This window comes from Caloramator sp. E03 (genome assembly GCF_006016075.1).
GTDB lineage: Bacteria > Bacillota > Clostridia > Clostridiales > Caloramatoraceae > Caloramator_B.
On sequence record NZ_CP040093.1, the window covers coordinates 599,435 to 614,442 of the forward strand.

Sequence of the window (15,008 nt, forward strand, 5' to 3'; positions counted from 1 at the left end):
CTTAAGAATATCTTGATAATTTCTTCTCGACTGCAGAGAAAATACTTGTAAAAACTGTTGTCATTATAAGATACAATATTGCTGCTGTAAAAAGCATCTCTGTATATTTAAAAGTAGCTGAGGATATCTGAACAGCACTTCTCATAAGCTCAACCATTGCTATTGTAGAAACAAGTGACGTATCCTTTAGCATTGTAATAAATTCATTTCCAACTGGTGGAATAATAACTCTAAAGGTTTGAGGTAGTACTATTTTTTTCATAGTTTGAAAATAATTAAATCCAAGTGCCTTTGCTGCTTCAAACTGTCCCTTGTCTATAGAAATTATTCCTCCTCTTATTATCTCTGCCATATATGCACCACAGTTAAGGCTAAGACCTATAACTGCTGCAGTAAAGGGAGACATTGTAATTCCCATCATCGGAAGAGCATAATAGAAGAAAAACAACTGTAATATAAGTGGCGTACCTCTAAAAACCCAAATATAAAAGGAAGCAATTCCACTTGTAAATATATTTTTAGTTATCTTTAAAAGTGCAAGTATTACCCCTAAAATTGATCCAAAAAATAGTGTTATAACTGTTAATTTTATTGTCATGATACTTCCATCAAGTAAATAAGGAAGTTTTCCTATAATAAATTTGATATCCAATAGTAGCCCCCCTAATTTGCTATTTAAAGTTTATTTTGAATAGTAGTCAGTTTTAAACCATTTTAAAGATATTTTTGAAAGAGTACCATCAGCCTTTAATTCATCTATTGCCTTTTGCACTGCTTCCTTAAGTTTTTCATCTTCTTTTCTAAATCCAATTCCAAATGGTTCTTCCATAAGTTTTCCTGGTGATACATACTTGCCTTCTTCAAGTCCCATATAGTATCTTCCAACCTGGTCATCAGCAACAAGTGCATCTATTCTTCCAGCAGCTAAATCCATAAATGCCTCAGTTATTTTATCATATTTTTTTATCTCTTTTGTAACACCTGTTTTTTCTGTAGCAACTTCACCAGTTGAACCAAGTTGAACTCCAACAACTTTTCCTTTTATAGCATCAACACCACTAACTGATGAATTTTCCTTCTTTGTTATTATAATTGGACCACCTGATATATATGGCTCACTAAAAGCTATTTCTTTTTTTCTTTCATCTGTTATACTTAATGCAGATAAAATCATATCAAACTTTTTTGCTTTTAGAGCTGGAAGTATTCCATCCCATGCAGTTGGAACCCATTCAATATTAACTCCAAGTTTTTTACCTATTGCATTTCCTAAATCAATATCAAATCCAACAAGATTATTTTTGTCATCCCTATATTCCATAGGAGGATATGAATCATCAAGCCCTATCATTATTTTACCTGAACTTTTAATATTATCAGGAAGTAACGCAGCTAAACTATCATTTTTACTTACACTTAATAAAAAGTCTTCTTGTTTTTGTGCGCTATTCGGATTTTTCTCTGTGTCATTTGAAGACTTGCTACCACACCCAGCAAGAAGACCTGTTAATATAAATACTACCATTGTAAATAATACAACTTTTTTCAATTCAATCATCCTTTCCATTTTTATTATCATCTTATCATTATACATTCATAATTATACTTATTCAATAGTTAATTAAAAAAACATCGCAAAATTTATTATATTATTATTATGTTATGTTTTTAATGTTAATATTATTTTAAATAAATTAACATTCATAATTCTTATTATTACTTTAATTTATTTAATATTACAATATTATATAGTGCATATTTATAATACAAATAAAAAATAAGGCCACAGAAGTGACCTTATTTTTTATTTGTTATGCTTATTCCAAGCTCTTCAAGCTGTTTCTCATCAACTTCAGATGGAGAATTGCTCATAGGATCAGCAGCATTTTGATTCTTTGGAAATGCTATTACATCTTTAATATTATCAGTTTCAGTTAAAAACATTATTAACCTATCAAAACCATAAGCAAGCCCTCCATGAGGTGGTGGACCATATTTGAAAGCTTCAAGCAGATAACCAAACTTTGCCCATGCCTTTTCAATATCAAGACCTATAGCATTGAACATCCTCTCCTGAAGTTTAGTATCGTGAATTCTTATACTTCCACCGCCTATTTCCTCACCGTTTAAAACTATATCATAAGCCTTTGCCCTAACTCTTGCTATGTCTGTTTCAAGATACTCTATATCCTCATCCATAGGAGCAGTAAAAGGATGATGCACTGCAACATATCTTCCTTCTTCTTCATCAAATTCAACAAGAGGAAATTCTGTAACCCAAAGGAATTTATATTCTTTGTTATCTGGTCCTATAAGGTTAAGCTTTCTTCCAAGCTCTAATCTTAAGGCTCCAAGGGATGAAAAGGCTGTCTTTGGTTTATCTGCAATAATAAGAAGTAAATCTCCAACCTTTCCATCCATTCTATCTATTATAGCCTTTAACTCATCCTCAGTCATGAACTTTGCAAAGGATGATTTTATTTCGTTTTCCTTTATTGCAATCCATGCAATTCCTTTTGCTCCATATGTTTTAACATATTCAGTTAATCTGTCTATTTCCTTTCTTCCAAAGTCAGCACATCCCTTTGCATTTATACCTCTAATTTCTCCACCTTGAGCTGCTGTGTCGCTAAATACCTTAAAGCTACTATTTTTTACTATATCCTTTATATCAACTATTTCCATACCAAATCTTAAATCCGGCTTATCACTTCCATACTTTTCAATAGCCTCTTTATAGGGCATCCTCATAAAAGGTATTTTAATATCTATACCCTTAATCTCTTTAAATATCTTCTGAATAAGCCTTTCATTAAGTTCAATTACATCATCAATATCTACAAATGACATCTCAATATCAATCTGTGTAAACTCTGGTTGTCTGTTAGCCCTTAAATCCTCATCCCTGAAGCATCTTACTATTTGGAAATATCTATCATATCCTGAAATCATAAGAAGCTGCTTATAAATCTGTGGAGATTGTGGAAGAGCATAAAATTTTCCTGGGAAATTTCTGCTTGGTACAAGATAATCCCTTGCCCCCTCTGGAGTACTTTTTATGAGCATAGGAGTTTCAATTTCAAGAAATCCATTTTCATCCATAAAGTCTCTAACAACCTTAGCTGTTTTATGTCTTGTCATTATTCTTTTTTGCATGTCAGGTCTTCTTAAATCAAGATACCTGTATTTGAGCCTTATTGCCTCTGATGCATCAAGGTTTTCCATTATGTATATAGGAGGTGTTTCTGATTCTGAAAGTATTCTCAAATCTTCAGCTTTAATTTCAATTAATCCTGTTGGTATTTGATGATTTGGAGATTCCCTTAAAACAACCTTTCCAGTTACAGCAATAACATATTCACTTCTTAGAGGGTTTGCCTTCTCAAAGGCTTCTTTATTTATCTCTTCTCCAAACACAACTTGAACTATTCCTGTTCTATCTCTCAAGTCAACAAATATCAATCCTCCTAGGTTCCTTCTTCTTTGAACCCATCCCATTACAGTTACAGTTTTATTTACATCCGTTTCTCTTAGCTGTCCACACATTATAGTCCTTTTTAATCCTTTTATAGATTCAGCCATAAATACAACTCCTCCTTTACTTCTTTTTTCGCATAAAAAACCGCCCCTTAAAAGGGACGGTTATATACCGCGGTACCACCCTAATTGGCTTTCACCCACTTAATCTTTAACGCAGAAAACGTAACACCCTACTCAATTCAGGCATAAGCTCCCGGGTGTCATTCATCTTCCTTAACTCTAGAACAGCTCTCAGTTAAAGTGTTCCTTCCTGTAGAGTGTTTGAAGACTACTCCTCCCGATCAATGCTTTTATAATATTTTTATTAAATTATATGAAAACTAAAATAACATGTCAAGCCCCTTTAATTTTTTCTCAATCATTTCATCTATCCTTGTTACATACTCTTTTATATCCTTTACATTTGAAATTCTCTCTATTCTATTCTCATCAATAAATACAAGCTTCGTTATAGCCCCTGGACCAAATCCTGCAATGGATATATTTTCTGCAATCATTTGTATATTATATATGCACTCTTTATCTTTCATGCAATATCCGACATTTTCAAGAGGGCTTACCATATTTTTTTGCCTATACATATAATAAGGATACATTCCCATATTTTTTACATAATTTACAGCAATATCATACATACTATCTATTTCATCGCTCTTTGCTTTATATCCTCTTTCATTAAGATATGATGCCCTTTTTACTGCCATAGTATGTATCGTAATGCTATCTGGTGAGAGCTCTTTTAATTTTTCCATAGTATTTTTAACATCATTACTATTCTCACCTATAAGACCTATTATTATATCCATATTTATATTATCAAATCCTAAATTCCTTGCAATATAATATTTATCTACTATATCCTTTGAATCATGCAGTCTTCCTATCCTTTTTAAAGTTTCATCATTCATAGTTTGAGGATTTATACTAATCCTTGAACAGCCATATTCTTTTAAAACTTTTAATTTTTCACAATCAATTGAATCTGGTCTTCCAGCTTCAACAGTAAATTCCTTTACTTTAAATAAATCAATATTGCTTCCAAGCTCATTAAATATAATTTCAAGATTATCGCCACTTAAGGATGTAGGAGTTCCCCCTCCAATGTATATTGTATCTATTCTAAAACCCTTATTCTTTAAAAAATTCAAAGTGCACCTAATCTCCTTTTTAAGTGCATTAATATATTGATTCACAATCAGCTCATTTCCTTTAATAGGTGTTGAAGTAAAAGAGCAATATATGCAGCGTGAAGGACAAAAAGGCACATCTATATAAAGACTTATATCCTTTTTATTATAAGTTAAATATTTTGATTCATTTTTTGCAACCTCAAGGGCAAGAATAGCTTTTTCTAATGATAAATCATAGTTTGATAATAGATAATTTATTATATCTTCATCCTTTAATTTACTTTTATAACATTCATGAACTATCTTTGTAGGTCTTATTCCAACAAGTATGCCCCAAGGAATATTAATTCCCGTATAATTTTTTAAAGCTCTTAAAGCTGTTAGTTTAATAGCATTTTTTATTTGCTTTTTATCATCAGTAATTTTGTAATCCTCACAAATTTTCAAAGAATTATTTTCATAGATTTTGAATTTAGCAGATTTGTTATCATAATCAACTACGCTTTTAACATTAAAATCATCATCTTCAACAAATTCTATTTCACTTTTATTATAAAATAGTGAAACGATTTGAAATACCTCATATCTATAATCATGTCCTTCTAATTTTACCTTAATCATTTCCATCCCCTTAGTAATCCTGCTCTGCCTCTTTCTTTAAATTCATTAATAGTTTTTGGTTTATATTAAGTTCCCTTGCAATATCTTCATCATTAAGACCTTCTTCAACAAGTTCACAGTATTTTTCATAGTCGAACTCCTCAAGCATATTATCCGAACTCTTAATTTTAAATGGAAGGGTTTTCTTTTTTTTCATTTAATCACCCCTAAATTCTTTTTATACCTAATTTACCCAAATAGTAAAAAAATATTCATATTATAAAAAAGGATTATATCTTTTTTCTTCTCCAACTGTTGTAGATGGCCCATGGCCAGGATATATTATTGTATCATCATTATATATCATTATTTTTTCTTTTATGGATTTTATAAGCTGTTCATGAGAAGCTTTTTCAAAATCTGTTCTTCCAACGGAGCCTTTAAAAAGTGCATCACCTGTTAAAATGATGTTGTTAATTTTTAAAGACACGCTTCCCGGTGTATGACCTGGGGTTTCTAAAACCTCAATCCTAATATCCCCAACTTTTATTATATCTCCATCTTTTATATACTCATCTATTTCAAATAGTTTTATATTTCTTAATATAGGAGTTATATTTAGAGTACCTCCTTTTGTTAAATATTCATCTTCCTTATTCATGAGTATCTTTGCACCAGTTGCTTCTTTTATATCATAAACACCTGCAATATGATCTCCATGTCCATGGGTTAAAATAATATATTTTACATTTAAATTGTTATCTTTACATTCTGAAAGTATACCTTTTGAATTCCCACCTGGATCAATTATTGCACAATCCTTTGTATTTTTATCTCCTACAATATAGCAATTTGCCATATAAACTCCTGCAGGATAAACTTTTAAAATCATAATTTCACCTCTAAAAATTTTTTTTACTATCTAGCATAAGTGTAACAGGCCCATCGTTTATTATTTCTACCTCCATATATGCCTGGAATTTCCCTGTTTCAACGTTACTTACATATTTTTTACACTCATCAACAAATTTTAAATACATTTTCTCAGCATATTCAGGCTTTGCTGCCATCATAAAATTTGGTCTCCTACCCTTTCTGCAATCACCATATAGTGTAAACTGCGATACTACAAGTAGGCTTCCAGCAATATCTATAAGGGATAAATTTAGTTTTCCGGTTTCATCTTCAAATATCCTAAGATTGCATATCTTTTCTGCAAGATATACTATATCCTCATCAGTATCAGCATCTTCAACTCCTAATAGCACTAAAAGCCCTTTGTCAATTTTACCAACCACATTTTCATCAACCTTTACACTTGATGATTTAACTCTTTGCACTACCGCCCTCATAACCTCACCTCTTTTAATTTCTGTATACATCTATTATACCTTGAAGTTTTCTAAAATCCTTCATAATCTTATCAAGCTGATCAATATTGTTAACTTGTAAAGTTAACGCAATTATAGCAATATTATTTTTAGATGTCCTTGCATTCATCGCCTTTAGAGAAAGCTTAGCATTGGTTAAAATATTTGTAATATCTGAAAGAAGCCCATGCCTATCATAGGCCTCAATTTGAACATCAGCAAGAAAATCTGCTGTATGTTCTCCTGTCCAGCTTGCATCTACAACTCTTTCGGGTTCAATCAAGGAAAGGTTATAAAAATTCTTACAATCCTTTCGATGTATTGAAACTCCTCTACCCTTTGTAATAAAACCAATAATATCATCTCCAGGTACAGGATTACAGCACTTTGCAAATCTAACAAGTAAATCCTTTTCTCCCTTAACTACTATGCCAGGTTTCTTGCCTTCCCGGTTGTAACGTCTTTTTGACGTATCAATCCTTTCAGGTATTTTTAAGATAGATTCACTATCTTCCTCATTTTTTCTCATTTCTTCCTTTATTCGTGATATTATTTGACTTGCATTTATTGCACCGCTTCCTATTGAAGAATACATATCATCAATTTGAGAAAAGTTGAATTTTTTCAAAATAACATCTATATATTCTGATTTCATAGCATCTGAAAATGATAAGCCTTGTCTTTTTATTTCCTTTTCAAAAGAATCGCGTCCTTTTTCAACGTTTTCCTCTTTAAAGGTCCTTTTAAACCACTGTCTTATTTTTGTCTTTGCTTGAGAGCTTTTTACAATATTGAGCCAGTCCCTGCTGGGGCCCTTTGAAGTGTTTGATGTTATAATTTCTACTATATCACCAGTTACAAGTTTATAGTCAAGGGGTACCATCTTGCCATTAACCCTTGCACCTACACATCTATTTCCTATATCTGTATGAATCCTATAAGCAAAATCAAGAGGAGTTGAATCTATAGGAAGATCAATTACCGTTCCCTTTGGAGTAAATACAAAAACTTCATCGGAGAATAAATCTATTTTAACAGTCTCCATGAATTCTTTAGCATCCTTTGCATTTTTCTGATACTCCATAATTTCTCTTAACCACTTTAGCTTATTTTCTATTTCATCCTCTTGTATTCCCTCTTTATATTTCCAATGAGCTGCAATACCGTATTCAGCCGTTCTATGCATCTCCCAAGTCCTAATCTGTATCTCAAAAGGCTGACCTTTGGGACCTATTACAGTTGAATGAAGGGATTGATACATATTAGGTTTGGGCATGGCAATATAATCTTTAAATCTTCCTGGAATAGGCTTCCATAGCGTATGAACTATCCCAAGTGATGCATAGCAATCCTTTATAGTCTCAACAATAACTCTTATAGCAAGAAGATCAAATATCTGGTCAAATGTTTTATTTTTTTGATACATTTTCCTATAGATACTATAAAAATGTTTAGGCCTACCATCTATATCTGCTTTAATTCCAGCCTGTTCGAACTTTTCACTTAGAACCCTTATTATCTCATTTATTTCATTTTCTCTTTCAGCTCTCTTTTTTGAAACCTTATTTACAAGATCATAATATTCTTCAGGATTCAAATATCTTAAACTTAAATCTTCAAGCTCCCACTTTATTTTTGATATACCAAGTCTATGGGCAACAGGAGCATATATATCTAATGTTTCTTGAGCCTTTTCCTTTTGTTTTGAAGGAGGAAGATATTTTAATGTTCTCATGTTATGAAGCCTATCAGCAAGCTTTATAAGTATTACCCTTACATCCTTTGCCATTGCCAAAAGTACTTTTCTAATGTTTTCCGCCTGCTGCTCCTCCTTTGACTTATACTCTATCTTACCAAGTTTAGTTACACCTTCAACAAGGTTTGCAACTTCTATATTAAATTCCCTTTTAACATCCTCATAAGTATACTCAGTATCTTCAACAACATCGTGAAGGAGGGCAGCACAAATTGTGTCGGTATCAAGTCCCATTTCAATAAGTATTAGTGCTACTTCAACAGGATGCAAAATATATGGTTCTCCCGACTCCCTCATCTGTCCTTCATGAGCTTTTTTTGAAATATAATAAGCCTTATATATAGCATCAATATCAAGTCGCTCTTCAATATTTAATTCTTTTATTTTATCTGAAATCTTATTAAATAAATCTGATTCCATAACAGCCCTCTTTTCTTCACATTACAATATATGGCTGGTAATATTACCAGCCATATTTTTTATTAATTATATATTAATATTAAAAACTTTGCAATTGTTTTTCGACATAATAAATTAAAATTCATATTGAACTAATGAATTAACGTTATAGCCTTCAAGCTTATCTCTTCCATTAAGACCCGTAAGCTCAACAACAAAACTTATACCTGCAACTTCTCCACCAAGCTGTTCTACAAGTTTTGCTACTGCGGATATAGTTCCTCCAGTTGCGAGAAGATCATCAACTATAAGTACTTTCTGACCATTTTTTATTGCATCCTTGTGTATTTCAAGAGAATCAGTACCATATTCAAGGTTATATGTGTATCTTAATGTATCCGATGGAAGTTTTCCTGGTTTTCTAACAGGAACAAATCCAACTCCGAGAGAATAAGCAATCGGTGCCCCAAGTAAAAATCCCCTTGCCTCAGGACCAACAACAACATCAATGTCTTTATTTCGAACCTGCTCTACCATTTTATCAATTGTATATTTAAATGCTTCTCCATCACTAAGTAATGTTGTTATATCTTTAAAGCTAATACCTTGTTTTGGGAATCCTTCAATAACCCTTATTTTTTGTTTAATATCCATATAAAATCCTCCCCCGCTTATCGATATTTAAATTATACATTAAAATATACTAAAGTTTAAGTTTTTTTATAATTATTTAACTGATAGTTCCTTTATATTATTTATATAACCCAATACATATTTTTCTACTTCAGCAACAATATTTTTAACATCTTCATTATATAACCTATAGTACATTTCAAGACCTACCTTTTCACTTTTTACAAGATTTGCGTCCTTTAATATTCTAAGATGCTGCGATAAATTAGCCTGGCTAAACTCTATATCTTCATTAAGCCTGCATACACATTTAGGACCATTATATAAAAACTTTATTATTTTGTATCTTATTGGATGTCCAAGCGCTTTAAATATCTTTACCATTAATTCATCTGAATTCATTTTTTCACTCCCTCATCAATGTACTATAATATAATAAATCAATTAAATAATTGTTTTCAATATAGTAACAATTTATTATACCAATATTTTTAAAATATGTAAACGCCATATTATAACTACTATAAGCAATTAAATATGGCGTTTAAAGCTTATTATTTATGCGATTATATAATTGAATAAATATCCTGTAAATAGTATTCCTATGCCAACAATAGTTATAAATATAGCAAGAAGCTTTGGTTTTAATACTCTTCTTAAAAGAATCATTTCAGGTACACTAAGAGCCGTTACTGCCATCATAAATGAAAGAGCTGTTCCCATTGCAACTCCTGCACGAGTAAGCTCACTTACAAGAGGGATAATTCCAGCAGCATTAGAATAAAGAGGAACTCCAACTACTACTGCAATAAATACTGCAAAGGGATTTCCTTTTCCCATATAAGGTGCTAATGCCTTATTAGGAATCCAACCGTGCATAAATCCACCAATTGCTATTCCTATTACTACATAGAGCCAAATCTTTTTAATTAAATCCTTTGTAAAATTCCATGAATCTATTAATCTTTCCTTAATTGTAGGATTTGGAATTTCAATTTCAGTATTGATGTTCATTTCATATACATAACCTTCAACATATTTTTCAAGTTTTAATCTTCCAAGTATAATTCCACTAACTATTGCAATTATCTCACCAGAAACTACATATATTAACGCTATTTTGATCCCAAACAATCCATATAAAAGCCCAAGTGCAACTTCATTAACCATTGGTGCTGCTATAAGATATGAAAATGTAACTCCAAGGGGTACTCCTGCTTCAACAAAACCTATAAAAAGAGGGACTGCAGAACAGGAACAAAACGGAGTAACAATACCCAAAAGAGCTGCAAGCACATGACCTATAAATACACTTCCTTTGTTCTTTGCAAGAATTTTTCTTGTTTTTTCTGGTGGAAAAAAGCTTCTGATAAATGTTATAGCATAAATTATCATAAATAGAAGAATAAATATTTTTATTGTATCAAAAACAAAGAAATTTAATGCACTTCCAAGCTTACTCTTTTCAGATAATCCAAATACATTATAAACAAGAAAATCTGCAAATCTTTGAACAGGAACAAACATAAAATCATCTCCAATCAAATTCTAATAATTATATAAGAAATATATTTACTTTGAACAAAAGAAATAGGCTTTAAGCCTACTTCTCTTCGTTTATAAACTTGATAATTTCATCAACGGTACACACCTTACCAAAAGCTTTTACCTTTTCATTGATAACAATTGCAGGCGTCCTCATAACACCATAGCTCATTATATCCTTAATATTTTCAACCTTTACAATTTTTGCTTTAGCTCCACTCTTTGCAACTGCTTCTTTTGCATTTGCTTCAAGCTTTTTGCAATTTGAACACCCCGGTCCTAAAATTTTAATAACCATATACACTTCCTCCTCTACATATTTTTAATTATTATAAATAAATAATACCTATCTAATAAATTCTTTTAATTTATCTTGTTGATCTATCATTTGATATACTAAACTAAGTATATCTGTTCAAATTTAATGTTTTATAATCCAAACATCTTAATTATATAATAAAATAATTATATAATAATGTCAATGAATATTTTTGATAAACAATTATATTATTCATATTAAAAACTTATTAGCTTTATTATACTCTATATAGCTCAATTTTCAATATTGACATAATATATCACTTTATAATATATTAAAATTAAAAGTAAATAGGTGATGAAGTTCGCCATAAAGCATCTTGTTAAAGATTGATAACTTCTGCAATATTTATTATGCAGAAGTTTTATTTTTAGGAGGTAGTGCAATGGATTTAAATGTTTTTGTAGATTTTAAAAACAAAATAATAGAAAATGTTTCAAAAGTAATCGTTGGCAAAAACGATGTTATTGAACTTATAACCATTTCCTTTATTTGTGGAGGTCATGTGCTTTTAGAAGATATCCCGGGAGTTGGTAAAACTATGCTTGTTAAAGCCTTTGCCAGCTCTATAGGCTGTGACTTTAAAAGAATTCAATTTACTCCTGATCTTCTTCCATCAGACCTTACAGGAATAAACTTTTATAATCAAAAAAGCTGTGAATTCGAATTTAGAAAAGGTCCCTTATTTACTAACATAGTTCTTGCTGATGAGATTAATAGGGCAACTCCAAGAACACAATCAAGCCTCCTTGAAGCTATGGAAGAAAGTCAAATCACAGTGGATGGTCAAACAAGGAAATTAAGCCATCCATTTATGGTACTTGCAACTCAAAATCCTGTTGAATCATTCGGTACATTTCCACTTCCTGAAGCACAACTTGATAGGTTTTTTATGAGAATAAGAATGGGTTACCCCTCAAGACGAGAGGAAATTGAAATTATAAATAGAAATAAAGATAATAATGTAATAAATAATTTAAACCCGGTTGTAACTTTGGATGAAATTAACTATGTTAAAAATAACTTTTCAAATATAAATATATCATCAGATGTCATGGAATACATTATGGATATAGTTGAAGCTTCAAGAAAGGATGAAAAAATACTGCTTGGAGTAAGCCCAAGAGGAACGATTGCTCTTTTTAAAGCTTGCCAAGCAAAAGCAGCAATTGAAGGCAGAAGATATATCTTACCTGAAGATGTAAAGTATCTCTCACCTTATGTTTTAAATCACAGGATAATCCCTAAAGGTGTTAATAAAACAAATAATGCAGATCTAATAAAGTATATGCTTAATAGCATAAAAGTACCAGTTGAAAATTATTGAGGTGCATAATTATGATTTACGCTGCCCTTTTGATTATAATACTAGGCTTTATTTTAAATAACCTGTCTAAAAAATATATGATACATAATCTTGAATATAAAAGAAGATTGTCTAAAAACATAGTTGAAATAGATGAGGAATTTGAAATTTCATCAATAATTGAAAATAAAAAAATCCTTCCTATAACTTTTATGCAGATTACTGAAAAGTTTCCTGATTCAATATACTATAAGTTTGATGCTAACATTTTAGAATCAGCTAATTACCTATTTCACAAAGCAACCTACACACTTTTGCCCTATCAGAGAATTAAAAGAACTTATAAAGCAAGTTGTAAAAAAAGAGGAAGATTTTATTTTTATGATGTAGTTTTAACTTTAGGAGATTTTTTAGGACTTGATACCTATAGCAAAGCAATTGATTCATCTCTTCAAATAATTGCTCTTCCTAAATCTATAATTTTGAATAATGTTTTAAAGCCTTATGGGGATTATTATGGAGATATATCTGTTAAAAGATGGATAATTGATGACCCTGATCATATAGTAGGGATTAGGGAATACACGCCTTTTGATCCACAAAAGTTTATACATTGGCCTACTTCTTTAAAATCTAATAAGCTTATGGTTAAAAAATTTGATTTTACATCTGAAAATACTGCCCTCCTACTTCTTAATATAGAATGTAGAAAACCCTTTTGGATAGAAATAGATGAAAATAAAATAGAAAAATGCTTTTCAATTGCAAGAACAATAATTGAAGAATTACAGTCAGAAGGAATACCTTATGCTTTTGTAGATAACATACAAGGAAGCGATTTCTCACTAAAAAACAATAATTTTGTTTCTGGTTATGGTTTTTCGATGATGAATCAAATACTTGAAAATCTCGGAAAGGCATCCTTTGGAATTGAGCAAGAATTTGAATTAATATTAGAACATGTAATTTCTAACCCAATGAATTTTAAAACTACAATCATAATAACTCCTTTTTTACTTGAAAGTTATGTAGAGTATATTAATAAAATTTGTGATATTACAAATAGTATTGTATTAATATCAATGGATGATGAAAACCTTTCAAAAATAAATAATAAAGTTTTAATCTTTACTGAAAGGAGTGAGCCTATTTGAATAACATCCTTTTAATAAAGATAGTTAATTTCTTTTCATTTTTATTTTTGATTTTAAACTTCATATTATTACTTATGAACATAATAAATAATAATAGCCTGTTTTTTGTCTATATTACTATTTTCTCATTTATAGCTTATGAATTAAAATCAAAAAAAAATACTTACCTTTATATTTTTTGTATTTTTCTAGTAATTCCACTATTTTTTTATCATTCAATCATTTATATTCTTTTTATCATTACAATTTATTTTTTCACATTTTACTTTATTTTTTATAATATAGATAATATGAACTATAGCCTTTCAATTGAACAATTTACAAAAGAAATGTATGTAGTGTTAGCAGTTATTATAATAGGATTAATAGCTCAAAAGACTGCTTACTTAAACAAAGTATCAGGACCTTACATAATATTATTTCTAATATCATCTATAGTGCTTTTAAGAACATTAAGATATATCAATTACAATGGTTATGACAAAAAAATCGATAGAATTAATTTAATTTATTCCACTTTAATTGCAGCTTTAACCTTTACACTTAGTTTAGATAATATAAGGCAAAAAATTATACTATTATTAATAAAAGCTTATTATACTTTCATTGATATACTCATGTTCTTATTTTCGTGGCTATTTATTTTAATAGGGTACATTCTTGCTTTTATAGTTGATATATTAAAAAAGATAATCGATAAAAAATCCTTTAGAGATATAAATATACAAATACCAAAAATCCAGATAGAAGACATAAAAATTTCAGGTCCTCAAAACATGACTAATTTAATTTCATCAAACCCAATTTTAAACATTATATTAAAAAGTTTGATATTTATTCTATTAATCTATTTAATAGCTAAAATATTTAAACGTCAATACTACCTTAATGAAGCAACGGAATTTTATACTGAAAAAAAAGAATATATCAAAGAAAACAAAAACAACTTATTTAGTAGTTTTAAAAAATATATTTCTAATAAAAAGCCTAAAAATTATAATGAACTAATAAGATTTTATTATTTAAAATTTATAAAAAAATCTATGTTAAATAGAATAGAAATTAAAAATAGTGATACAACCTTTGAAATAAATAAAAAATGTGAAAAGATCTATGACAGTAAACTATTAAATGATATAAGAAGCATTTACATAAAAATCAGATATGAAGATATAAAAGCCGATAAAAAAATGTTTAAAGATTTTTATGAACATTATAAAAAACTTAAAGCAACCAAAATTACAGGCAGGTAAAAC

15 protein-coding genes, 1 riboswitch and 1 other annotated feature are annotated in these 15,008 nt (G+C 29.8%); of the genes, 3 read left to right on the forward strand and 12 right to left on the reverse strand.

The genetic code is table 11. The features are described 5' to 3' along the window. Position 1 precedes the first annotated feature (1 nt). The 12 genes from FDN13_RS03140 to FDN13_RS03195 all read right to left on the reverse strand — a co-directional run bounded on the left by FDN13_RS03140 (position 2) and on the right by FDN13_RS03195 (position 11,271). Positions 2–652, reverse strand: a complete 651-nt coding sequence (locus tag FDN13_RS03140) for an amino acid ABC transporter permease (RefSeq protein WP_138978862.1) — start codon at positions 650–652, stop codon at positions 2–4. Positions 653–682: 30 nt separating this feature from the next. Beyond that, entirely contained in the window at positions 683–1,594 is a 912-nt protein-coding gene (locus FDN13_RS03145) for an amino acid ABC transporter substrate-binding protein (protein WP_243120256.1), read from the reverse strand. 203 nt (positions 1,595–1,797) lie between these two features. Next, positions 1,798–3,582: an aspartate--tRNA ligase gene (gene aspS, locus FDN13_RS03150; RefSeq protein ID WP_138978863.1), complete on the reverse strand. Its 1,785-nt coding sequence runs from the start codon at positions 3,580–3,582 to the stop codon at positions 1,798–1,800. A 49-nt stretch (positions 3,583–3,631) separates the two neighbouring features. Continuing rightward, positions 3,632–3,834, reverse strand: a binding site (T-box leader). Between the two features lie 26 nt (positions 3,835–3,860). Then, a complete protein-coding gene (gene hemZ / locus FDN13_RS03155) occupies positions 3,861–5,291 on the reverse strand; it encodes a coproporphyrinogen dehydrogenase HemZ (protein WP_168190056.1) in 1,431 nt (476 codons plus the stop codon). 10 nt (positions 5,292–5,301) lie between these two features. Then, positions 5,302–5,487, reverse strand: coding sequence for a hypothetical protein (locus FDN13_RS03160; protein WP_138978865.1), 186 nt, complete (start codon positions 5,485–5,487; stop codon positions 5,302–5,304). 60 nt (positions 5,488–5,547) lie between these two features. Next, positions 5,548–6,162 (reverse strand): MBL fold metallo-hydrolase, encoded by a 615-nt coding sequence (locus FDN13_RS03165; protein ID WP_138978866.1) that lies wholly within the window; start codon positions 6,160–6,162, stop codon positions 5,548–5,550. 10 nt (positions 6,163–6,172) lie between these two features. Then, positions 6,173–6,622, reverse strand: coding sequence for a D-aminoacyl-tRNA deacylase (gene dtd, locus FDN13_RS03170; RefSeq protein ID WP_138978867.1), 450 nt, complete (start codon positions 6,620–6,622; stop codon positions 6,173–6,175). 13 nt (positions 6,623–6,635) lie between these two features. Then, entirely contained in the window at positions 6,636–8,816 is a 2,181-nt protein-coding gene (locus FDN13_RS03175) for a RelA/SpoT family protein (protein ID WP_138978868.1), read from the reverse strand. 114 nt (positions 8,817–8,930) lie between these two features. Next, on the reverse strand, positions 8,931–9,449 hold the full coding sequence (locus tag FDN13_RS03180) for an adenine phosphoribosyltransferase (RefSeq protein WP_138978869.1): 519 nt from the start codon (positions 9,447–9,449) through the stop codon (positions 8,931–8,933). Positions 9,450–9,521: 72 nt separating this feature from the next. Then, positions 9,522–9,830, reverse strand: a complete 309-nt coding sequence (locus FDN13_RS03185) for an ArsR/SmtB family transcription factor (protein ID WP_138978870.1) — start codon at positions 9,828–9,830, stop codon at positions 9,522–9,524. Positions 9,831–9,986: 156 nt separating this feature from the next. Next, the gene (locus tag FDN13_RS03190) at positions 9,987–10,955 is read right to left on the reverse strand and encodes a permease (protein ID WP_138978871.1); all 969 of its coding nucleotides are present in this window, start codon (positions 10,953–10,955) and stop codon (positions 9,987–9,989) included. A gap of 76 nt (positions 10,956–11,031) precedes the next feature. After that, positions 11,032–11,271 carry a thioredoxin family protein gene (locus FDN13_RS03195; RefSeq protein WP_138978872.1) on the reverse strand — a complete coding sequence of 80 codons (240 nt, stop codon included), beginning with the start codon at positions 11,269–11,271 and terminating at the stop codon, positions 11,032–11,034. 305 nt (positions 11,272–11,576) lie between these two features. Further along, positions 11,577–11,641: riboswitch (Fluoride riboswitch) on the forward strand. Between the two features lie 36 nt (positions 11,642–11,677). Between FDN13_RS03195 and FDN13_RS03200 the strand changes: the two genes are divergently transcribed. The 3 genes from FDN13_RS03200 (at position 11,678) to FDN13_RS03210 (ending at position 15,005) form a co-directional block, all read left to right on the forward strand. Further along, entirely contained in the window at positions 11,678–12,619 is a 942-nt protein-coding gene (locus FDN13_RS03200; protein WP_138978873.1) for an AAA family ATPase, read from the forward strand. An 11-nt stretch (positions 12,620–12,630) separates the two neighbouring features. Beyond that, a complete protein-coding gene (locus FDN13_RS03205; RefSeq protein WP_138978874.1) occupies positions 12,631–13,752 on the forward strand; it encodes a DUF58 domain-containing protein in 1,122 nt (373 codons plus the stop codon). Positions 13,753–14,042: 290 nt separating this feature from the next. Continuing rightward, a complete protein-coding gene (locus FDN13_RS03210; RefSeq protein ID WP_138978875.1) occupies positions 14,043–15,005 on the forward strand; it encodes a hypothetical protein in 963 nt (320 codons plus the stop codon). The last annotated feature ends 3 nt before the right edge of the window (positions 15,006–15,008 follow it).